This window comes from Breznakia blatticola (genome assembly GCF_004365815.1).
In the GTDB taxonomy this organism is placed as follows: domain Bacteria; phylum Bacillota_I; class Bacilli_A; order Erysipelotrichales; family Erysipelotrichaceae; genus Breznakia; species Breznakia blatticola.
On record NZ_SODD01000004.1, the window covers coordinates 1 to 22,271 of the forward strand.

A 22,271-nucleotide genomic window follows, 5' to 3' on the forward strand; every position below is an offset into this window, starting at 1 on the left:
GAAATTGCAGAAATGTAGTAAAAAGTGAAGCGATTCACTTTTTTTGCTATGCACGTATGTCGTATTGATAGAAATTGACTTTCGTGTTATTATATAGACTGTATCATAATGTGTAAAATACACATTCTATATAGAAAAGAAGAGGATATTATGAGTAAAAGTAACTTTGAAACAGTAGTTAATCATATGAAAAGTGTGGGGTTTGTATACCAAGGTAGTGAAATCTACGGTGGTTTATCAAACACTTGGGACTTTGGTCCACTTGGAATTGAACTTAAAGATAATGTAAAAAAAGCTTGGTGGCAAAAATTTATCCAGGAAGATCCAAATAATGTAGGGATGCAAAGTGCGATTTTAATGAACCCTCAAGTATGGGTTGCAAGTGGTCACGTTGGTGGATTCTCAGATCCATTAATGGACTGTAAATCTTGTCAAACACGTTATCGTGCTGACCAATTGATTGAAGACTTCTCAAAAGGAGAAGTAAATCCATCAGGATGGTCAAAAGAAGAAATGAAAAACTATATTGAAGAACATCATGTAAATTGTCCAAATTGTGGAAAGCACGATTGGACAGATATTCGTGAATTCAATTTAATGTTTAAAACATTCCAAGGAGTTACAGAAGATAGTAAGAATACCATTTACTTACGTCCTGAAACTGCGCAAGGAATCTTTGTAAACTTTAAGAATGTACAACGTACAATGCGTAAAAAACTACCATTTGGAATTGGTCAAATTGGTAAAAGTTTTAGAAATGAAATTACTCCTGGTAACTTTATCTTTAGAACAAGAGAGTTCGAACAAATGGAACTTGAATTCTTCTGTAAACCTGGTGAAGATATCAAATGGTATGACTACTACAAAGATTACTGTATGAATTTCTTAACAACATTAGGAATTAAAGCGGATAACTTACGTTTACGTGAACATGATGCAGAAGAATTATCACACTATTCAAATGGAACAAGTGATATTGAATACCGTTACCAAATTGGTAAAGGAAATGATTGGGGAGAGTTATGGGGAATTGCTGACCGTACAGATTTTGACTTAACTGCTCACCAAAATGAAAGTAAAAAATCTCTTGAATATCAAGATCCTCAAACAAATGAAAAATATGTACCATATTGTATTGAACCTTCAGTTGGGGTAGAACGTATGATGCTTGCAGTTATGTGTGATGCATATGAAGAAGAACAACTTGAAAATGATACACGTAAAGTGCTTCATTTACACCCATTCTTAGCACCATATAAAGCATGTATTTTACCATTAAGTAAACAACTAGGTGATGAGGCAAAAGAAGTGTTTGCAAAATTAGCAAGTTTGTTTGCCATTACATATGATGAAACAGGAAGTATTGGAAAACGATACCGTCGTCAAGATGAAATCGGTACACCATTCTGTATTACATATGATTTTGATAGTAAAGATGATCACAGTGTAACGGTTCGTGACCGAGACACGATGGAACAAGTTCGTATTAAGATAGATGAACTTGAAAGTTATATTGCAAGTAAGATTAAATTATAGGAGATGATTTTGTGGCAAGAATCCCAGAAAATGTCATTAACGACATCCGAAATAAAAGTGATATTGTTGATGTAATTTCACATTATATGCCTTTAGATAAAAAAGGAAAAAATTATGCTGGGGTATGCCCGTTTCATGATGACCATGACCCATCAATGTCTGTGCATGTAGATAAACAAATTTATCGTTGTTTTGCCTGCGGAGCTGGTGGGAATGTATTTACCTTTGTGCAAAACTATGAGAATGTTGGCTTTGTTGAAGCGGTAAAACGCGTTGCTGAAATTGAAAATATACCTTTTGATTATGATGTTGGTTCGAGTGTACCAAAAGTAGATCCAGCAAAAAAGGCATTATACAATGTATTGAATGATGCAATTGAATTTACAAACTATGAATTAAAATCACAAGAAGGAAAACCATTTTACGAGTATTTAAAAAGTCGTAATATCAATGATGCAATATTGGAAAAATTCCAAATTGGATTCAATCCAATCAATGATAAACTGTATCATTTCTTGCATGCGAAAAAGCATAGTGATGAAGATATTATAAAAACAGGTGTAGTACGTCTTACACAACAAGGATTGCGTGATGTATTCTACCATCGATTTATGATTCCAATTCATGATAGCTATGGAAATCCTGTAGGATTTACAGCACGTATTATTGATGCATCAAGTGATGCAAAATACATCAATACTTCAGATACGCCAATTTATAGTAAAGGACACTTATTATTTAATTATCACCGAGCTAAGGATGAAGCAAGAAAAAGTGGTATAATTTATGTAGTGGAAGGTGCAATGGATGTACTTGCCTTGGAAAAGGCGGGAATCACCAATGGTGTTGCAACTCTTGGTACTGCAGCTACTGATAGTCAGTGTAAACTGATTCGTTATACCAATGCAAAAGTATACTTATTTTACGATGGTGATAAAGCAGGTCAAGAAGCAACCTATAAATTTGGTTTATTGAGCCAAAAACAAGGACTCCAAGTAGAAGTTGTAAAAAATGAACTTGGGTTAGATCCTGATGAAATTATTGAAACTTACGGAATTGAAGAATTACAAAGTATTTGTAAGAAGACAATTTCGTGGATAGAGTTTATGATGAATTATTTAGCTAAGAAGTTTAACTTAGCAAATTATTCAGAAAAAAAAGAATATGCAAAGCTTGTTGGTGAACAAATTGCAAAACTGAAAGATGATTTTGAAAAAGAAAATTATTATTCATTATTGCAAGAATACAGCGGGTTTGATTTACGGAATATGAATCAACAGCCACAAACACCTACGCAAACGATTGTTGAAAATACAAATGTTTTGCGTAAGCCTCAACCAGGTATCGAAGTGGCACAGTATCATATCCTAAGTCAATTGTTGTTAGCAAAACAAGCCGGTGAGATCTTTCGACATGAACTAGGATTTCTACCTACAGATGCGTATAATCAATTAGCGCTTGCTATGATTAACCATTATCGTGAACATGATACGATTGAAGTAGCCGATTTGCTAAACGCTTTAGAAGAAAAAGAAATGAAGGAACTTCTGTTACATGTGGTGGACTGGAAATTAGCCTATCCAGAGTATTCAGATGTATTGCTTCGCGATTCCATCAAAAAAATCAAACGATGTATGGTGGATGAGAAAATTAAGAACTTAAGACAACAAGCTACAGAATTGAGCGACCCTAAACAAAAAGCGAATATAGCTGTAGAAATCGCTAAGTTGAAAAGAGAGAAAGGGGATTACTAATATGGCAAAAAAGAAAGTATTAGATGAAGTAAAAACATTAGATCAGGTAAAAGAGGATCTATTAAAAACACATAAAGAAAAAGGTAAAATTACCCAATCTTATATTGATAAACAAGTAGAACACTTGGATTTATCTGATCAAGATACTGAGGATCTATTCGCTTGGTTTACACAAAATAACATTCCAATTGATGAAGATGACTTAGAAATTGACGAAAGTACAATCGTTGAAGGAAAAGATGACAAAATCGATGTGGAAGATGTTGATGATGTTGATGATGCTTTGCTTAGTGAACTAGGTGAAGATGAAGAAGAAGATAAAAAAGAATTAAGTGATTTGGAAACGTTGGAACAATCCTTTGCGGCAAGTAGCCAAAGTAAAGTAAATGATCCAGTTAAGATGTACTTAAAAGAAATTGGACGTGTAGAATTACTTGATCCAAAAGAGGAACCAGAAATTGCCAAACGTATTCAAGAAGGTGATGAAGAAGCGAAAAAGAAATTGATTGCAGCAAACCTTCGTCTTGTTGTTTCGATTGCCAAAAAATATGTAGGACGTGGAATGTTATTCCTTGATTTAATTCAAGAAGGTAACATGGGTCTAGCAAAAGCAGTAGAGAAATTTGACTATACAAAAGGGTTTAAATTCTCAACATATGCAACATGGTGGATTCGTCAAGCAATTACACGTGCGATCGCTGACCAAGCACGTACGATTCGTATTCCAGTACATATGGTGGAAACCATCAATAAACTGACAAGAATTCAACGTCAACTTGTACAAGATTTAGGACGTGATCCAACTGCAGAAGAAATTGCAGAAAAAATGGGTGGAATTACACCAGAAAAAGTTCGTGAGATTCAAAAAATTGCCCTTGAACCAGTTTCGTTAGAAACACCAATTGGTGAAGAGGATGATTCTCACTTAGGTGACTTTATTGAAGATAAAGATGCAATGTCACCAGATGAATATGCAAATAACCAATTGTTGAAAGATGAAATCAATATGGTTCTTCAAGGGTTAACAGAACGTGAGGAAAAAGTATTACGTTTACGTTTTGGACTTTATGATGGACGCACAAGAACGCTCGAAGAAGTAGGTAAAGAATTTAATGTAACACGTGAACGTATTCGTCAAATTGAGGCGAAAGCGTTACGTAAACTAAAACACCCAACACGTTCGAAACGTTTAAAAGACTTCATGGACAAACAATAGAATGAAAATTTCCAAAAGACTTCAAGCAATTGCGGACTTCGTCGATCAAGATGCAATAATCGCGGATATTGGGTGTGATCATGCACAACTTGCTTGTGCGCTAGTCAACGATGGAATCGCAAAAAAGGCATATGCTTGTGATATTGGTCGTGAGCCATTAGAGGCTGCGAAAAAAACAATCGAAAGAAGTGAATGTACAGATAAGGTTGAAGCAATCTTGTGTGATGGACTGGAACTTGTTCCAGCAGATGCAGATATCTTTATCATTGCTGGAATGGGCTTTGAAACGATAAAACATATTCTTGAAAATAGTGAGGATAAGTTAAAACAAGCTCGTAAAATTATTATTCAATCCAATAAAGATGTAGAAAAACTAAGAATGTTCATCAGTGAAAAACGCTATCATATTCAGGAAGAAGTTGTTGTTCACGATCATCATTACTATCAAATTTTGGTGTTTGATGTGGCATGTGATGAGCCATTATCAAACGATGAAATTATGTTTGGACGCCGTATGGTGAAAAACAGTGTATTTCACCAATTTTGGTTCTCTCAACTAAAGAAATTTGAAGAAATCTACGCTGGAATGGAAAAAGAAGGTAGCAAAAAACAAGCAATTGGTGAAATTATCGAAAGAATTCAAAAGGAAATTGGAGTGTAAGACTCCCAATTTCCTTTTTTTTAAAGTAAAATAAATGTAACAAGAAAGAAGGGGTGTAATGATAGAAAAATATACGATTTCCTTAGCAGATGTTTCTTTTGATCAATATAGTCATCTATTTGGTCCACACGAAGCATATCTGGACGTAATACGTAACTACTATAAAGTGGAGATGGTATTTCGTGAGGAAAGTGTATCCATTATGCATGTGGATGAAGAAATTGCAAAACGAATTGAAAAAGTAATTCGTTATATGATAAGTGCAAATGATGGAGGCTTACAAGTTAGAGAACGAGAAGTATTATATGCATGTAAGCTTGCCGATCAAGGAAAACTCGATAAACTTGAAAAGATACATAAAGAAGTAATTAACCGTACAAACGATGGAAAGATCATCTATCCAAAAACATTAGGACAATCCTACTTGTTTAAATGTATGCGTGAAAAGGATATCGTTTTTGCTACTGGGGTTGCTGGAACTGGGAAAACCTATCTTGCTGTAATGTATGCGGTAAGTCTATTAAAGAAAAATGATGTAGAAAAAATCATCTTAACTAGACCTGCAGTAGAAGCAGGGGAGAGTTTAGGTTTTTTACCAGGTGATTTAAAGGAAAAAGTAGATCCTTATCTAACGCCTTTATATGATGCATTAAATGATGCGTTAGGAGCAGATAGTGTGCAACGGTTGATTGATAAAGGAGTTATTGAGATTGCACCATTAGCATATATGCGTGGTCGTACATTAAATAATGCATTTATTATTCTTGATGAAGCACAAAACTCGACAAAATCGCAAATGAAGATGTTTTTAACACGTATGGGATTTAATTCCAAAGTTGTGGTTACTGGAGATGTTACACAAATTGACTTAATCAAGAAACATGATTCTGGATTGTTGAGTGCACGACAAGTATTACAAAATATTGAAGATATTGCATTTGTTGAATTAACAAGTGCAGATGTTGTAAGAAACCCATTGGTTCAAAAAATTATCGATGCTTACGAAAAGTTCGATGAAAATTAAGGATTAAAATAAAAAGAAGTGAATACTAAATAGGTGATATTATGAAGAGAATTTTACTTATTGGAGCATTCCTTCTTTTTTTATTTTGGAATAAGAATAGTTATGTTGATTTAGAAGATTATCAATCAAAGGAAATTGAAGTTGAAATAAAAGGAGAAGTAATGCATCCTGGAGTTTATCAACTGCCTTACAATGCAAAAACGAAGCAACTTGTAGAAAAAGCACAACCTTTAGAACATGCAGACACATCATCGCTGAATTTATCAAAACAACTTCGACATGAAGATGTAATTGTTATACCAGCTAAAAGTGAACGACAAAAGATCAGTATAAATGCTGGTTCTATTGAAGAATTAGCAAGTCTACCAGGTATTGGTCCAGCAACTGCTCAAAAGATCGTAGACTATCGAAATGAACATGGTGCATTTCAAAATGTTGAAGATATTATGCAGGTGAAGGGAATCAAGGAAAAGCTGTTTCTAAAGATTAAGGATTATATCTGTTTATAATGCAATACATTGGATATATATGGATTAGTGCAATACTGCTAATCATCAATGGAGAATCCAAGACAAATCTTCTAATCATCATTTTGTCAATCGGCTATCTAACGTATAAAACACGTAGATTTATACTGTTTTGGCTTGTTGTGTTATGTGCATTTAATACACTGTTAATAAAGGAAGTTCCAGAAATGCCAGCACATACGATCATTGAAGTTATAGATATAAAAGAAGGATATGTAGTTGGCAAAAGTGATAAGCAAAAGTTGTACATCTACAATATTGATAATGTAAGTTTTCATGATGTTATCCGTTTTGAAGGAAGTTATGAGAAAATTCATTCATATCAAAATCTTCATACATTTTCTTTTATGCAATATGCAAATCAAGAGGGAGCATATTATCAAGCGTATGCAAATGATTTTACAGTGCTCGCAAAAAGCAATTCACTTAAAGCAAATATGTATACATGGATTTCTCGACAAGATTCACCAGCTAAAGTATATTTTCTAAATACTTTGTACAATCAAAAACAAGAGATGATGGAAATGACATTTTTAAGTGGGTTTCACATATATCTACTTGTCTCTTTACTAACAAAATATACAAAACTTCATAAATGGCCAACCATTCTTGTTTGTTCAAGTGTTGCTTTAGTCTTTTTTCCTTTGCGTTTTTATATGCTTTCTTTATGTGTGCGTGCAGCAATCGAATGTCTATTTCCAAAACTAGAAAAAGCATATAAAATTCACGCATGGGCATTCCTACTATTATGTTATGATCCAAATTATTTGTATCATTTAGGATATGTGATTTCTATAAGTTTAGCGACTATCTCAATTTTTAATATCGAAAAACGCTCACGACTATATCTTACTTGTTTGGTGTTAATTCCAATTCATCTGTACTTCTTTCATGAGGTTAATATATTTGCAATTCTATGCTTTTCTTGGATTCAATATTTAAATACACTTATGTTTATTGTAAGTTTGGTTGGATTAATCATTCCACAAATCTTTACACTTGTAGATTACTTGTTGCAAATACAAGCTCTTGTATCAAATTTAAAAATTGAGCAGCTCACAATCTATGGATTTCCACATGTACTTTGGCTAATTACGTGGATATATCTTGTTTTGTGTATGATTAGTTATCGAAAGAAAAAGTATGTTGTATATCTAGCAATCTTATTAATAATTCAACACCAAATTCAATATATCTTACCTTATGGCGAAGTGATGTTTATTGATGTCGGTCAAGGTGATACGATATTTATTCGTGAACCATTTTACGGAAAGACGATGCTAATTGATGTAGCAGGTCACGTAAAAAGAGACGTTGCAAATGAGGTAATTTATCCAGTCTTAAAATCAAAAGGCATACGAAAAATTGATGTGGTTGCAATTAGTCATGATGATTATGATCATTCTGGTGGCTTAGATACACTTAAGGAGTTAATTCCTATTGATGCAGTTGTGCGTAGCGGAAACATTCAATTGGATCAATTGTATTTCACAAATTTGAATGAACAACCAACTTCACTGGATGAGAACGAAAAAAGTATGGTTCTATTTGCGCATATCTACGGCTTTAACTATTTATTTACTGGCGATGCTGGACTTGAAGTAGAAGATAAAATCATTCAAAGATATCGACAACTAGACATAGATATATTAAAGGTGAGCCATCATGGTTCCAATAGTGGTACGGGATCCAACTTTCTTTCTGTGATACAACCTCATCTAGCGATAATTAGTAGTGGATACAATAATACATACAATCATCCACATGATGAAGTCATCGAAAATTTAAAGAAGCAACGTTCACATATCTTTAACACACAAACACATGGGAGTATTCATTTTTATTTTATTAAAAACTTTCAACTCGTTAGGACAGCGACGCAAGAGTTTGGTATAATAACAAAGGAATGAATTATACACTTATAGGAAGCGAGAGTTATCTTCGCAAACGAAAACTAAATCAATTAAAAAAAGAGCATGATATTAACGATATGAATTTAATTACCTTTGACTATACAAAGGATACGATGGATCATATTTTAGAAGAATGTAACACCATGCCTTTTTTTAGTGAACATAAAATGGTCGTTATTCAAAATTGTACGTTTTTTGGAGCATCAAATAAAGATACTGTAGATGAACTTGTTCACTACTTAGAAGCACCAAATCCAACAACAATTGTTGTTTTGGATTATGATGGAAAAAAAGATGCAAGAAAGAAAGTTGGAAAAGACCTAGCAAAACTGACAAAAGAGTTTCGTTTTGAGCAAATTAGTGAGGAAGAACGAAATCGAATGATTCGTGAAGAATGCCAAAAACGTCAAATCACAATGGATCAAGGAGCATTGCGAGAGTTTCAAATACGTGTAGGACTTGATTTGAACCGTTTGTATACAGAGTTAGATAAACTTGAATTGCATGGTGGTCAAATTACGAAAGAAGTCATAGAAGCGCTTATTAGTCGTCCTATTGAAGATGATACATTCTTGTTAAGTAATGCAATATTTACGCATGATACAAAAAAAGTGTTCTCATTGATTCGAGATTTTAAACAAAACAATGTCGAAATTATTGCGCTTATTGGTTTACTTGCTGCACAGTTCCGTTTTCTAGTGCAAGTACAAACACTGAAAAATGAAGGATACTCAAATGATAATATCGCGCGTGAGTTAAGTACATCACCAGGTCGCATTTGGCACACAGTTAAAAATGTAGGACAATATCGTAAAGAGGATTTACTTACTATTCTTAAAGATTTATCAATACTCGATCAAGATATAAAAACTGGACGTATAGATAAACAACAAGGGTTTGAAGTCTTCTTATTAAAACATACAATGTAACATAGAAAAAAGGTTGTGGAATGAAATCCGCAACCTTTAATTTATTCATTTACTATTTTACTGCGTTAACAGCTTTTGCTAAACGTGCTTTTTGTCTAGAAACATAATTCTTGTGATGGATGTTACTAGTAATTGAACGGTCTAATTGTTTGCTAGCTTCAGCGTATGCTTTAGTAGCAGCGTCCTTGTCGTTAGCTTCAACAGCACTTAAAACAGCTTTAATAGCAGTTTTAATTTTTGTTTTTTGTGATGCGTTAGCTAAACGTTTTTTATCATTAGTAATAACACGTTTCTTTTGAGATTTAATGTTAGGCATTCTGACACCTCCTAATTTCAATGCTTTAACATTATAGCAATTGAACAAATAAAATGCAATAACAACCTTTAACTTTTAGGTAACTTCAAGTATAATGGTAAAGATTGGGGTGATGGTATGAAAAATATACGAATTGTATTCATGGGAACACCAGAATTTGCATGTTCCATTTTGAAGAGTTTAGTTGATGCAAAATACGACGTTGTCGGTGTGGTGAGTCAACCAGATAAACGCGTTGGAAGAAAGCAAATCATTCAAGAAACTCCAGTTAAAAAGTTAGCTTTGAGTTATGGAATTCAAGTGTTTCAACCATTGAAAATCAAAGATGATTATCAAGAGATACTCGATACAAAACCAGATCTTATCGTAACATGTGCATATGGACAATTTATTCCTGAAGTGGTATTACAAGCACCAACATATGGAGCGCTAAATGTACATGCTTCTTTACTACCTAAATTAAGAGGTGGAGCACCAATCCATAAAGCGATTATTTATGGTGAAAAGGAAACGGGTGTTTCAATCATGCGAATGGTAAAGAAAATGGATGCTGGAGATTACATGTTGCAAGAGAAAGTTGCAATTACTGATGAAGACACAGCAGGAAGTTTACATGACAAACTGATGATTGCAGGTGCTAAAGCGATCACAGAAGCCATTCCTTTGCTTGTTGACGGAAAAGCGATCTTTACGCCGCAAGATGAAAGTAAAGCAACATTTGCTTACAATATTTCAAAAGAAGAAGAAATTATTGATTTAAGCAAACCTGTAGATGAAGTTTACAATCAAATTAGAGGTTTAATTCCATGGCCAGTTGGTTACATTATGTTTTGTGAACGAAAGTTAAAAATTCATGGTGTAGCACGAACAACAGTAGAAACAAATGAACCTGTAGGAACTGTATTTCGCAAACAAGGAGATAAGAAAGGATTGTATCTTTCATGTCTAGGAGGATGCTTACAACTTACTAAGGTTCAACTAGAAGGGAAAAAAGCCTGTAGCTGTGCAGAATTCATTAATGGAAATGGCGACAGGATAGTACTTTGCCGATGAAAACAGAGAAGATCGTATTATGTGCCTTTGGGGCAGCGTTAACATTTCTAGCAACGGTGATTATCGTATTACCGATGCCAGGAATGGGGTATGTAAATTTTGGTGATTCTATTATTTATTTATTTGCTTGTACACTAAATCCATTAGCTGCATTTTTTGTAGGTGGAGTAGGTAGTGCATTAGCAGATATATACTTAGGATATACACAGTTTGCTATATTTACATTAATTATCAAAGGTATAGAAGGATGTGTGGTTGCATATCTATTTCATAAAATAAAAACAACCTATCGTGTAGCTGCATTTGTTTGTGGAGCTCTGATAATGATTGCTGGGTATTATGTAACAGATGTGATCTTATTACAAGATTTCATTGCTGCTTTACCAAGCATACAAGGAAATCTCGTACAAGGTGGAGTATGTGTAATCTTCGCATTACTTGCATATCAACCATTTGTGCGAATTGCCAACAAATATAAAAAAGATTAAATAAAATAGAGGAGAATGTATTTGAAACAGTCAAATATTCGTAACTTTTCAATCATTGCACATATCGACCATGGGAAAAGCACGCTTGCTGACCGTATTTTAGAACTTACGGAAACAGTAGAAATGCGTGAAATGAAATCACAGTTGCTCGATAGCATGGATTTGGAAAGAGAACGTGGAATTACAATTAAATTAAATGCAGTACAATTGAAATATACTGCAAAAGATGGTGAGGACTATATCTTTCACTTGATTGATACACCAGGTCACGTCGACTTTACCTATGAAGTATCACGCTCATTAGCGGCTTGTGATGGAGCGGTTCTTGTTGTTGATGCAGCACAAGGAATTGAGGCGCAAACCCTTGCAAATGTATATTTAGCATTAGATAATGATTTGGAAATTCTACCTGTCATCAACAAAATAGATTTACCTAGTGCTAGACCAGATGAAATCATGCAAGAAATTGAAGATGTTATCGGTTTAGATGCAAGCTATGCACCACAAATATCTGCAAAAAGTGGATTACATGTCGTGGATGTATTAGAAGCTATCGTAAAATATATACCAGCACCAACAGGTGATGTAAATGCACCACTAAAAGCGCTTGTCTTTGATTCGGTTTACGATCCATATCGTGGTGTTCTTGCACTAATATCAATTAAAGAAGGAAGCATTAAAGTTGGAGATATGATTAAGTTCATGGCAACTGGAGCTGAATATGAAGTATTAGAAGTAGGGATACGAAATCCAAAAGAGGTCAAGAAGCAACAACTTGTGACTGGTGAAGTTGGATGGATTAGTGCTGCTATTAAATCTGTAAAGGATGTACGTGTAGGGGATACGATTACTATCAAAAACAATCCTGCTGCTGAGCCACTTGCTGGATATCGTATTATGAATCCAACAGTATATTGTGGACTTTATCCAATCGATAATGCCAAATACAACGATATGCGTGAAGCACTAGAAAAGCTACAATTAAATGATGCAGCCTTACAATTTGAGCCTGAAACATCACAAGCCCTTGGATTTGGGTTCCGTTGTGGATTTCTAGGTTTATTACATATGGATGTAATTCAAGAACGTATTGAACGTGAATACAACATCCCACTGATTGCAACTGCACCAAGTGTTGTATATCATGCATATTTAACAGATGGATCCATGGTTCAAGTAGATAACCCAAGTTTTCTACCAGACCCACAAAAAATTGACCATATTGAAGAACCTTATGTAAAGGCATCAATTATGGTTCCAAATGACTTTGTTGGGCCAGTTATGGAGCTTTGTCAAAAGAAACGTGGAAACTACAAAGATATGATTTATATTGATGATACAAGAATGAATTTAATCTATGAACTTCCACTATCAGAAATCGTATTTGATTTCTTTGATCGTTTAAAATCGTTAAGTAAAGGTTATGCAAGTTTTGATTATGAGCTTATTGGATATCAAACATCGCGCCTTGCTAAAATGGATATCTTACTAAATGGGGAAATCGTCGATGCCTTGAGTACCATCGTACACCGTGATTTTGCATATAACCGTGGAAAATCGATTGTTGAGAAATTAAAGAAATTGATTCCAAAGCATCAATTTGAAATTCCAATTCAAGCAGCAATTGGTGGAAAGATTATTGCTCGTAGTAATATCAAGTCTTTACGTAAAAACGTACTTGCTAAATGTTATGGTGGGGATATCTCACGTAAGAAAAAGTTATTAGAAAAACAAAAAGAAGGAAAGAAACGTATGAAATCTGTTGGTTCTGTTGAAGTGCCACAAGAAGCATTTATGTCTGTTCTTTCTATGGATGAAGAAAATTAAATATCAGTATTTGCAAAATAGGATAGTCAATAAAACAAGTTGCGTTATTATCACGTAACTTGTTTTTTATTATGCTATTTTAGAGGTGGAATTATGGACTATTATTTAGCAATTGATATAGGTGCAAGTAGCGGAAGACATATGCTATTTTTCTTAGAACACGGAATATTGCAAATGGAAGAAATCTATCGATTTGAAAATAAAATGATATACAAAGATGGACATGTATTTTGGGATATTGATGCTATGTATCAACATGTAAAGCAGGGGATTATGCGGTGTAAAAACATTGGTAAAATTCCAAAAAGTTTAGGAATTGATACGTGGGCAGTAGATTATGTGTTGCTTGATCAAAATAAACAACTATTGCATCAACCATATGCGTATCGTGATGAGCGAACACTTTCTATTATTGATAATGTGCATCAACGTATCACAAAAGAGCAGTTGTATCAAAAAACGGGAATTCAGTTTCAAGTATTCAATAGTATTTATCAACTAGCTTCTGAAGCAAAAGACGTGCGCAAGCAAGCGAAGCATTTCTTGATGATTCCAGATTATTTGCATTATTGTTTAACTGGTAATATGGTCAATGAATATACGAATATGAGTACTACACAACTACTTAGTGCAACAACTGGTGAACTTGATGAAAGTATCTTACAAGTAGTAGATATTCAACCAAGTATTTTTAAACAAATCGTAGCACCAGGTACATATATAGGAAATCTAAAAAAAGAGCTTGTTGCTGAATTTGGTTTTGATACACAGATAATCGTACCAGCGACTCATGATAGTGCATGCGCTTATATGGGAGCGATAAAAGATGATGCAATCTTATTAAGTTCTGGAACTTGGTCATTACTTGGCGTTATACAAAACAGGGCAAATACGTCCTTAGCGGCAATGCATGAAAATTTTAGTAATGAGGGTGGATATGAAGGAACGTATCGTTTTCTTAAAAACATAATGGGACTATGGATTATTCAAGAAGTCGCACGTTGTTATCAATATGAATATAGTTATGCGAAATTAGTAAAACTTGCTAAACAACACGTATTTACAGGTACATTTGATGTTAACGATCCACGGTTCTTAAAGCCAAAACATATGGTTCATGAAATTCAAAACTACTTCAAAGAAAGAAATGAGAAAACGCCACAACATGTAGGTGAAATAGCATATTGTGTATATCATTCACTTGCACATTCTTACAAACAAGCAATTGATGAACTCGAATCTATCACTGATAAAACGTACACAACTATCAATGTCGTTGGTGGAGGTTGTAAAAATGAGTTGCTTAATGAACTGCTAGCCACATTAACAAATAAAGAAGTAATAGCAGGACCATCAGAAGCAACTGCAATAGGCAATGTTCTATGTCAGTGTATTGCAGATCACAAAATACAGGATATGAAACAAGCCCAACAAATAATTAAACAATCATTTGAAATTACACATTATAAAGGAGAAGCGTATGATAAATAGACGTTATGAAGAAGCAAAAGCAATGTATAAACAATTTGGTGTGGATACAGATGCAGCACTAAAAAAGTTGAATGATATTCAAATATCCATGCATTGTTGGCAAGGGGATGATGTTGTCGGTTTTGATGGAGCAGATAGTTTATCTGGTGGAATCCAAACAACAGGAAATTATCCAGGACGCGCAACAAACGTACAAGAATTAATGGATGATATGGACGAAGTATTCTCGATGGTACCAGGAACCCATCGAATCAATCTACATGCATCATATGCAATCTTTGATGATGAAAAAGTAGATCGCGATAAACTAGAACCAAAGCATTTTGAAAAATGGATGCAATATGCAAAGAAAAGAGGGATAGGCATTGATTTTAATCCGACGTTGTTTGCACATCCTAAAGCTGTCGGACTTACACTGGCTTCACCTGATGAAAGTATTCGTCAATTTTGGATAAATCACTGTAAAGCATGTATTCGCATTTCACAATATTTCGCAGAAGAATTAGATACGTATTGTTTAATGAATATCTGGATTCCGGATGGATTAAAAGATATTCCAGGAGATCGTTTAGGACCTAGAAAACGATTTAAACAATCTTTGGATGAAATTTTAAGCATCGATTATGACAAAGAGAAAGTTATTGTTTGTTTAGAGTCAAAAGTCTTTGGAATTGGTATGGAATCATATACAGTTGGCTCAAGTGAATTTACATTAAACTATGCACAACAAGCACATATTGCTCCACTACTTGATAATGGACATTATCATCCAACCGAAGTCGTAAGTGATAAGTTATCTTCTACTTTACTATTTTTTGACAAGGTTGCATTACATGTAACTCGTCCAGTTCGTTGGGATTCTGATCATGTGGTTTTATTTGATGATGAAACAAAGGAAATCGCAAAAGAGATTGTACGCAATGATGCACTGGATCGTGTATATATTGGGCTTGATTTCTTTGATGCAAGTATCAATCGTATTAGTGCTTGGACTGTTGGTATGCACAATATGCAAAAAGCCTTGCTTCATGCACTGTTGATGCCGATGGATACCTTACGTACACTGCAAGACCAAGAAGATTTTACACAAATTATGGCAATCCAAGAAACATTAAAAACATTCCCACTTGGAGATGTTTGGAATTACTACTTACAAACACACGATTGTCCTACTGGATTTAGTTGGTATGATGAAGTGATGAACTATGAGACAAGTGAACTAGAAAAGAGGGGAGCTCACCATGAATAAGTATCCTAAATTTATTAACGATTTTATTCGTATGTGTAGTGATGGTTACCAACAAGGTTGGCATGAACGAAATGGTGGAAATTTAACTTATCGTTTAACCGATGAAGATATTCAAGATACAAAGTATTTACTAGAAGTACATGATACATCGTATCCCATTGGAACACATGTACCACATCTTGCAAATGCATACTTTTTGGTTACAGGCTCTGGTAAGTTTTTTAGAAATGTAGTTTTAGATCCAGAAGCATCAATTGGGATTATTCAAATTGATGCAACAGGAGAACGTTACTATAAGTGTTGGGGATTACGCAATCACAGTGTTCCAACGAGTGAATTACCTTCACATTTAATGAATCATGAAGTAAAAATGCTAGCAACAAATGGAAGTCATCGTGTAATTTATCATGCACATCCAGCAAATCTAATTGCTTTAACTTTTGTATTTGCACTTGATGACAAAGTATTCACAAAAGAATTATGGGGTGCTGCTACAGAATGTCCTGTTGTATTTCCTAGTGGTGTAGGTGTTGTAGATTGGATGGTACCTGGAGGAAAAGATATCGCAGTAGCTTCAAGTGAGAAAATGAAAGAATATGATGCAATCGTTTGGGCACACCATGGTTTATTCTGCTCAGGAGAAAGCTTAGATATTACTTTTGGTTTAATGCATACCATTGAAAAAGCAGCAGAAATTATTGTTAAAGCACGATCAATGAATTTGCCACGAATCAATCAAATTAACGATGAAGAGTTGCGTCAACTTGCGAAGGACTTTCAAGTCACATTGCCAGATAAATTCTTATCATAAAAATAAGCCATCACAGCGTGATGGCTTTAATTTGTATTATCCATTTTGTACATAGTTTTTAAGATCTTCAAGACTCATATCTTCAATTCCTAATTCACCAAGTGAACGACCAATACTCCAACAATCCTCTTCCATGATAAGACTACCAAGATTGACCATAGAGTCCATAATTGGTGTTGCTACATCATAAGCATTTGCTAGTTTTGCCCAACTAGCTAAACCAAATGGAATGTCTTCTGCATAGTATCTATTTTTAAAGTTTGCAGGACCTGTGATTTTGGCGAAATTTGGATCACTTGCGATAACTTCTTTAATGGAATCACTTTGGATACTTCCACCAACTCCGTGGGCTGCAATATCATGGGCATAACCAAACTGTTTTAAAATATGAATTCGTTCATTATCGATTGCTTCTGTTGCGCGAACCACGCTATCACTAAATCCCTCTGTATAGAAATGGAAATCACCTTTAGCTATTTCTATTCTTCCTGCATTCAAAATACATCCAGGTACGTGAATGATTGGATTTAGACTTGATAGACCACAAGCAATAACACTTTCGACAGCTTCTAAGCCATCAAACAGATGTGAAAGACGTGTAAGAATTTCATCAGTCTTATTTGCTGGTATGACACCGATTTTTAGTGGATTAAAACGTGACATAACTAGGGAAGTGGCAGGTGCAATTAAACGTGTTGCATAAGGAAGTGTATGACTTTCAGCAACTGGTACATAATTAACTCCAACTTTCTTAAATTCCTTATAGAAAATCAACGAACCAAAAGTTCCTGGAAGTAAACATACAATTTGTCCTGGCTCAATATAAATCGCTAGTTTTTTCGCTAATGAAGCATGCACAAAAGCAGGAACAACAACTAAAATAATCGTTGCACCTTTGACTGCTTGTTCCAAGTTTGTAGTTACATCGTGAATTTTAATATCACCAGTGCCAGCAGCACCTTGTAAGTGCACAATTTTGTGCTTAAATAATTCTTGGTGTTGATCTTTAAATGCAGGATCTTCATACATTGTTACTTCAAAACCCTTTAGGGTTAAATCTGCAGCTGCAGCATGTCCACCATTACCACAACCTAATATTGCAATTTTTTCTGACATAAATGTTGCCCCCTTTATATACTCATATAGTAGACCTATATCAATAAACCTACAAGTGGTTCAAATCATGAATACTCATTCGCTCTAGTACATCTGTAAGTGAATCGGTTAATTCTTTCTCACTGACGCCATGATCATCTTTTAACCACTCGAGGATGGTTCCTATGGTTCCTTGTACGAAGAAGACAAAATATAGATTTAAAATTCGTGGATCTTCTTCATTGAATTCCATTTGAAAATCATGCAATGCCATATCTTGTACCTTGGCAAATACTTTATGTACCAATCGGCTATTTTGGTAATCACTTAAAATAATACGGCTTACTGCACGATTTTGATTTAATAAATGAATCAATTTACTTAACCATACATGAATAAATCGCTCTCCATCAAAAGCTAAGATTGGCATCACACTTTCCATAAGTTCATCTTCGATTTGATTGAACAAATCCGTAGTATCTTGATAATGCAAATAAAATGTACCACGATTAATATCGGCCAATTCGCAAATTTCTTTTACGCTTACTTTAGATAATTCTTTTTGTTCAAGCAAAGAGAGGAACGCTTCTTTGATTACGTGTTTGGTATATTGGACACGTCGGTTATTTTTAACTCCAGCCATAGTTCGTACTTTCGACAATCATCACAAAAGTGTTGAATCAATAACACTTTGATGTGCTTTGCATATTGTCTACCTTTCTTACTTTTATTATAATAACAGTGTGGGATGAAATCAACATAGTGTTGAAATATTGGAGGACCTATGTCATATATTGAAGTAAAACACGAATTTAAAATTTATAAAATGGGATCACATGAAATCATTGCAAATGAAGACATGAATTTTGAAATAGATGAAGGTGAACTTGTTGTTATATTAGGACCTAGTGGTGCAGGGAAAAGTACCATTTTGAATATATTAGGGGGAATGGATAGCCCGACAGATGGAGATATTATCATTGATGGTGAGAATATTGCTACATACAACAGTCGACAATTAACAAATTATCGAAGAACTGATGTTGGCTTTGTCTTTCAATTTTATAACCTTGTGCCAAATTTAACTGCTAAAGAAAATGTAGAACTTGCTACTGCAGTCTCTAAGGATGCATTAGATGTAGAACAAGTACTAAAAGATGTTGGATTGGAAAATCGTATGTCAAACTTTCCTTCACAATTATCTGGGGGGGAACAACAACGTGTGGCGATTGCTCGTGCACTTGCTAAAAATCCTAAATTATTACTTTGTGATGAACCAACTGGAGCACTTGATTTCAAAACAGGAATACAAGTTTTGAAACTTCTTCAGAATACATGTAAGAAATTTAAGAAAACGGTAGTCATCATTACACATAATCATGCCATTGCACCAATTGCACATAAAGTAATTCATATCAATGATGCAAAGGTAAAGAAGATTGAAATTAATGAACATCCTGTAGCTGTAGAGGAGTTGGTCTGGTAATGAAGTTACGATTGTATATTCAAACCACATTCCGTGAAATTAAACAATCCTTTGGGCGTTTTATCGCTATTGTTTTGATTATTTTCATGGGTGTGCTTTTGTTTGTAGGAATCAAGTCAGTTGGACCGGATTTAGAAAGTAGTCTACAACAAGTCATCGACAAACAAAGTATGTCAGATATCGTTGTACAATCCACGCTTGGTTTTTCACAACAAGATAAAGAACAATTAGAAAGTAAACTGAAAACTGCAAATATTGATTTAGCTTATAGTTTTCCAGTAATTGAAGAAACAAAACAAAAAAACCTCCAAATATACGATATCGCAAAAAAATCGACACAAAACGAATTACTACTACAAGAGGGAAGTCTACCTTCAAATGCAGATGAAATTGTTGTGGATGAGCAACTAAAAAAGGAGTATCCATTAGGTAGTGTCATGCAACTGGATGATGATGGATTAGTACATAAAGAGTTCCGCGTAGTTGGATATGTAAAATCTGTACTATTTATTGCAAATGCAGAGCGTGGTGTTACAAATATTGGTGATGGACAGTTACATGGATTTGCTTATGTTACAGATGATGCAATTGCTAGTGATGTGACTTCTATCATGTATATTCAATTTCAAGACTTAGAAAATGTAGATATGTTTTCTAGTGAATATAAAACAAAACTACAAAGTTATACAAAAACACTGGATGATTTTTTAAGTGTGCGAAAAGTCGAACGCAAAGAAGAATTACAGCAAGATGCTTATACAACGATTCAAGAAAATGAAACTAAACTCAATGAGCAACAACAAGAATTGGATAATGCCAAAACCCAAGTGAGTACAGGACTATCAACCATTCAAAATCAAAAAGTTAATCTAGATACACAAAAGCAAGAAGTACAAGGACAAATCCAAAACTTACAAGATCAAAAAGCGACAGTGTTACAGCAAAAGGCACAAATTGAAGCACAATATGGTGCGGATGTTGCAAATGCACAATTTGAGCAACCATTGCAACAAATAGAAAACGGATTACAACAAGCAAATGCTGGACTTGTTCAAATCGAGAGTGGACAACAAGAACTTGTTAAGCAAGAAGCAACACTTTTAAAAACACAAGCAACACTACTAGAAAATCAAACGAAAATAGATGAAGCAAAAGTTGAAATTGAACAGGCTAAGAGTGATATTGCTTCGATGCATGAAGCTACATATATTACAAACCAGCGAAAGGATTTACCTGGTTTTAGTGAATACACGAGTTTATCTGATAGAATCGATGCGATTGCCAATGCATTTCCTATCTTCTTTTTTGCAATTGCGATTCTTATTACCTTTACGACAATTACACGAATGATCGAAGAAAATCGTAAAGAGATAGGAACTTTAAAAGCACTTGGATACCATAATGGAGAAATTGCAATCAAGTATGTACTTTATGCACTCATTGCATCAAGTATTGGAATTGGAACAGGAGTACTTGTAGGAACAAAGTTACTTCCTGCCCTCGTGTTTACGATGCTGCAATCACAATATATTATTCCAACATATGAAACCCATTATTGGAGTATTCCGATTTTGATTGCAACAGGGCTATCTTTAGCTAGTACACTGTGTTCAACTGCATATGTACTAGTTAAAGATGTTAGAGAAAAACCAACCGTACTATTACAACCAAAAGCACCGAAGTCAGGTAAACGAATTTTGCTTGAGAGATTCTCTATACTTTGGTCACGTCTTAGTTTCCAAATGAAAGTCACATTCCGTAATATGTTTAGATATAAAGGTCGGTCCATCTTAACGATTAGTGGTATTGCTGGATGTTGTGGATTGATGGTGACAGGTTTTGGTTTAATGTCTTCCATTGGAGCACCAGCAACACTTCAATTTGATGAACTTCAAAAAAGTGATGCGATTATTACCATGGAAAGTGATGTTGATCAAAGTATACTTGATCAAGTGGCTACCTTTATTACAAAAGATCCAAAAGTAAAACAAGTACTTGAGGTTTATAGCGAACAAGTCACATTTTCTGGTTCAGATGTAAGTAAGCAAAATGCATCTTTATATGTGCTAAATACAAACACTACATATACAGAGTTCTTTGATTTACGTGATTCAAGTAAACAACTTTCCTTAGCAGAAGATGGAGTGATTATTAGTGATCGTCTTGCGCAAATATTTGATGTACAAGTAGGTGATCAAATTGAGATGGCAAATGCACAAGGAGATGTATACACACTTAAAGTTAAAGGAATTGCTGAAAACTATCTAGGACATAACGTGTATGTATCAAGTACGTATTATGAAAATGTTACTGAGAAAGCGGTGCATGATAATACATTCTTAGTGAAGACTGATCATATGAATTCCCGTGCAGAGCAAGACTTACGTGAAGCACTTATGAAAAAAGAAGGTGTGCAAAATGTAACCTATATGAGTACACAAAAAGATAAACAAGCAAAACTAGTCGATAGTTTATCACCAGTTGTGATTATTATTATCTTACTAAGTGGAACTTTAGCGTTTGTTGTGTTGTATAACCTGACAAATATCAATATATCTGAAAGGGAAAGGGAACTTGCAACACTGAAAGTACTAGGATTTCATAGTGAGGAAGTAACCATGCATATTGTTCGAGAAAACATATTCTTTACCATTATTGGTATCGTAATAGGGTTTGGTGTAGGTTATGTACTTACATGGTTTATTCTTGCAATGGCATCTTCTGATTTGGCAGTATTCCCAGTAGTCATTAAAGGATACGCATATGCGATTGCAGCTGCTTTAACAATTGCATTTACACTTATTGTGACATGTATCACACATGTTAAATTAAAACATATTCATATGATTGAAGCTTTAAAATCCGTCGACTAAAAAAACGCAGACACCTGCGTTT

General features: G+C 34.4%; 19 protein-coding genes. 16 read left to right on the top strand and 3 right to left on the bottom strand.

Annotated elements, in window-relative coordinates; all coding sequences use genetic code 11:
• The first annotated feature begins 150 nt into the window (after nucleotides 1–150).
• Genes EDD63_RS01975 through holA form a run of 8 tightly spaced genes read left to right on the top strand, consistent with a single transcriptional unit; the run spans nucleotide 151 to nucleotide 9,560 of the window.
• On the top strand, nucleotides 151–1,536 hold the full coding sequence (locus EDD63_RS01975; protein WP_134167956.1) for a glycine--tRNA ligase: 1,386 nt from the start codon (nucleotides 151–153) through the stop codon (nucleotides 1,534–1,536).
• 11 nt (nucleotides 1,537–1,547) lie between these two features.
• A complete protein-coding gene (dnaG, locus tag EDD63_RS01980; RefSeq protein WP_134167958.1) occupies nucleotides 1,548–3,290 on the top strand; it encodes a DNA primase in 1,743 nt (580 codons plus the stop codon).
• Between the two features lies 1 nt (nucleotide 3,291).
• Nucleotides 3,292–4,506, top strand: coding sequence for an RNA polymerase sigma factor RpoD (rpoD, locus tag EDD63_RS01985; RefSeq protein ID WP_134167960.1), 1,215 nt, complete (start codon nucleotides 3,292–3,294; stop codon nucleotides 4,504–4,506).
• 1 nt (nucleotide 4,507) lies between these two features.
• Nucleotides 4,508–5,167: a tRNA (adenine(22)-N(1))-methyltransferase gene (locus tag EDD63_RS01990; RefSeq protein ID WP_134167962.1), complete on the top strand. Its 660-nt coding sequence runs from the start codon at nucleotides 4,508–4,510 to the stop codon at nucleotides 5,165–5,167.
• A gap of 58 nt (nucleotides 5,168–5,225) precedes the next feature.
• Entirely contained in the window at nucleotides 5,226–6,191 is a 966-nt protein-coding gene (locus EDD63_RS01995; protein WP_134167964.1) for a PhoH family protein, read from the top strand.
• A gap of 41 nt (nucleotides 6,192–6,232) precedes the next feature.
• Nucleotides 6,233–6,700, top strand: coding sequence for a ComEA family DNA-binding protein (locus EDD63_RS02000; RefSeq protein WP_243833721.1), 468 nt, complete (start codon nucleotides 6,233–6,235; stop codon nucleotides 6,698–6,700).
• Entirely contained in the window at nucleotides 6,700–8,628 is a 1,929-nt protein-coding gene (locus EDD63_RS02005; protein WP_134167966.1) for an MBL fold metallo-hydrolase, read from the top strand. The genes EDD63_RS02000 and EDD63_RS02005 overlap by 1 nt, the downstream gene beginning before the upstream one ends.
• On the top strand, nucleotides 8,625–9,560 hold the full coding sequence (gene holA / locus EDD63_RS02010; protein WP_134167968.1) for a DNA polymerase III subunit delta: 936 nt from the start codon (nucleotides 8,625–8,627) through the stop codon (nucleotides 9,558–9,560). The genes EDD63_RS02005 and holA overlap by 4 nt, the downstream gene beginning before the upstream one ends.
• 52 nt (nucleotides 9,561–9,612) lie before the next feature.
• Here holA and rpsT read toward each other — a convergent pair whose 3' ends face one another.
• Nucleotides 9,613–9,876 carry a 30S ribosomal protein S20 gene (gene rpsT / locus EDD63_RS02015; RefSeq protein WP_134167970.1) on the bottom strand — a complete coding sequence of 88 codons (264 nt, stop codon included), beginning with the start codon at nucleotides 9,874–9,876 and terminating at the stop codon, nucleotides 9,613–9,615.
• A gap of 117 nt (nucleotides 9,877–9,993) precedes the next feature.
• Between rpsT and fmt the strand changes: the two genes are divergently transcribed.
• From fmt to rhaD, 6 genes are all read left to right on the top strand, one after another.
• The gene (fmt, locus tag EDD63_RS02020) at nucleotides 9,994–10,929 is read left to right on the top strand and encodes a methionyl-tRNA formyltransferase (RefSeq protein ID WP_243833722.1); all 936 of its coding nucleotides are present in this window, start codon (nucleotides 9,994–9,996) and stop codon (nucleotides 10,927–10,929) included.
• Nucleotides 10,926–11,417: an ECF transporter S component gene (locus EDD63_RS02025; RefSeq protein ID WP_134167972.1), complete on the top strand. Its 492-nt coding sequence runs from the start codon at nucleotides 10,926–10,928 to the stop codon at nucleotides 11,415–11,417. The genes fmt and EDD63_RS02025 overlap by 4 nt, the downstream gene beginning before the upstream one ends.
• A 15-nt stretch (nucleotides 11,418–11,432) precedes the next feature.
• A complete protein-coding gene (lepA, locus tag EDD63_RS02030; RefSeq protein ID WP_134167974.1) occupies nucleotides 11,433–13,244 on the top strand; it encodes a translation elongation factor 4 in 1,812 nt (603 codons plus the stop codon).
• Between the two features lie 93 nt (nucleotides 13,245–13,337).
• Nucleotides 13,338–14,735 (top strand): rhamnulokinase, encoded by a 1,398-nt coding sequence (locus EDD63_RS02035; RefSeq protein ID WP_134167976.1) that lies wholly within the window; start codon nucleotides 13,338–13,340, stop codon nucleotides 14,733–14,735.
• Nucleotides 14,725–15,984 carry an L-rhamnose isomerase gene (locus EDD63_RS02040; RefSeq protein ID WP_134167978.1) on the top strand — a complete coding sequence of 420 codons (1,260 nt, stop codon included), beginning with the start codon at nucleotides 14,725–14,727 and terminating at the stop codon, nucleotides 15,982–15,984. The genes EDD63_RS02035 and EDD63_RS02040 overlap by 11 nt, the downstream gene beginning before the upstream one ends.
• Nucleotides 15,977–16,795, top strand: coding sequence for a rhamnulose-1-phosphate aldolase (gene rhaD / locus EDD63_RS02045; RefSeq protein WP_134167980.1), 819 nt, complete (start codon nucleotides 15,977–15,979; stop codon nucleotides 16,793–16,795). The genes EDD63_RS02040 and rhaD overlap by 8 nt, the downstream gene beginning before the upstream one ends.
• Before the next feature lie 36 nt (nucleotides 16,796–16,831).
• Here the strand turns inward: rhaD and EDD63_RS02050 are convergent, their stop codons facing one another.
• On the bottom strand, nucleotides 16,832–17,911 hold the full coding sequence (locus tag EDD63_RS02050) for an NAD/NADP octopine/nopaline dehydrogenase family protein (protein WP_134167982.1): 1,080 nt from the start codon (nucleotides 17,909–17,911) through the stop codon (nucleotides 16,832–16,834).
• A 49-nt stretch (nucleotides 17,912–17,960) separates the two neighbouring features.
• On the bottom strand, nucleotides 17,961–18,533 hold the full coding sequence (locus tag EDD63_RS02055) for a TetR/AcrR family transcriptional regulator (protein WP_134167984.1): 573 nt from the start codon (nucleotides 18,531–18,533) through the stop codon (nucleotides 17,961–17,963).
• 141 nt (nucleotides 18,534–18,674) lie between these two features.
• On the opposite strand from EDD63_RS02055, the gene EDD63_RS02060 reads away from it, so the two are divergent.
• Nucleotides 18,675–19,376: an ABC transporter ATP-binding protein gene (locus tag EDD63_RS02060; RefSeq protein ID WP_134167986.1), complete on the top strand. Its 702-nt coding sequence runs from the start codon at nucleotides 18,675–18,677 to the stop codon at nucleotides 19,374–19,376.
• Nucleotides 19,376–22,249, top strand: a complete 2,874-nt coding sequence (locus tag EDD63_RS02065; protein WP_134167988.1) for an ABC transporter permease — start codon at nucleotides 19,376–19,378, stop codon at nucleotides 22,247–22,249. The genes EDD63_RS02060 and EDD63_RS02065 overlap by 1 nt, the downstream gene beginning before the upstream one ends.
• Nucleotides 22,250–22,271: the final 22 nt, after the last annotated feature.

Excerpts from the sequence above, each read along its gene's own strand:
- EDD63_RS02000 (WP_243833721.1), top strand. The coding sequence starts at position 6,233 with ATGAAGAGAATTTTACTTATTGGAGCATTCCTTCTTTTTTTATTTTGG.
- EDD63_RS02025 (WP_134167972.1), top strand. The coding sequence starts at position 10,926 with ATGAAAACAGAGAAGATCGTATTATGTGCCTTTGGGGCAGCGTTAACA.
- EDD63_RS01975 (WP_134167956.1), top strand. The coding sequence starts at position 151 with ATGAGTAAAAGTAACTTTGAAACAGTAGTTAATCATATGAAAAGTGTG.
- EDD63_RS01995 (WP_134167964.1), top strand. The coding sequence starts at position 5,226 with ATGATAGAAAAATATACGATTTCCTTAGCAGATGTTTCTTTTGATCAA.
- rhaD (WP_134167980.1), top strand. The coding sequence starts at position 15,977 with ATGAATAAGTATCCTAAATTTATTAACGATTTTATTCGTATGTGTAGT.
- lepA (WP_134167974.1), top strand. The coding sequence starts at position 11,433 with ATGTATTTGAAACAGTCAAATATTCGTAACTTTTCAATCATTGCACAT.
- EDD63_RS02050 (WP_134167982.1), bottom strand. The coding sequence starts at position 17,911 with ATGTCAGAAAAAATTGCAATATTAGGTTGTGGTAATGGTGGACATGCT.
- holA (WP_134167968.1), top strand. The coding sequence starts at position 8,625 with ATGAATTATACACTTATAGGAAGCGAGAGTTATCTTCGCAAACGAAAA.
- rpsT (WP_134167970.1), bottom strand. The coding sequence starts at position 9,876 with ATGCCTAACATTAAATCTCAAAAGAAACGTGTTATTACTAATGATAAA.
- EDD63_RS02035 (WP_134167976.1), top strand. The coding sequence starts at position 13,338 with ATGGACTATTATTTAGCAATTGATATAGGTGCAAGTAGCGGAAGACAT.
- EDD63_RS02005 (WP_134167966.1), top strand. The coding sequence starts at position 6,700 with ATGCAATACATTGGATATATATGGATTAGTGCAATACTGCTAATCATC.
- EDD63_RS01990 (WP_134167962.1), top strand. The coding sequence starts at position 4,508 with ATGAAAATTTCCAAAAGACTTCAAGCAATTGCGGACTTCGTCGATCAA.
- fmt (WP_243833722.1), top strand. The coding sequence starts at position 9,994 with ATGAAAAATATACGAATTGTATTCATGGGAACACCAGAATTTGCATGT.
- EDD63_RS02060 (WP_134167986.1), top strand. The coding sequence starts at position 18,675 with ATGTCATATATTGAAGTAAAACACGAATTTAAAATTTATAAAATGGGA.
- rpoD (WP_134167960.1), top strand. The coding sequence starts at position 3,292 with ATGGCAAAAAAGAAAGTATTAGATGAAGTAAAAACATTAGATCAGGTA.
- EDD63_RS02055 (WP_134167984.1), bottom strand. The coding sequence starts at position 18,533 with ATGGCTGGAGTTAAAAATAACCGACGTGTCCAATATACCAAACACGTA.
- EDD63_RS02040 (WP_134167978.1), top strand. The coding sequence starts at position 14,725 with ATGATAAATAGACGTTATGAAGAAGCAAAAGCAATGTATAAACAATTT.
- EDD63_RS02065 (WP_134167988.1), top strand. The coding sequence starts at position 19,376 with ATGAAGTTACGATTGTATATTCAAACCACATTCCGTGAAATTAAACAA.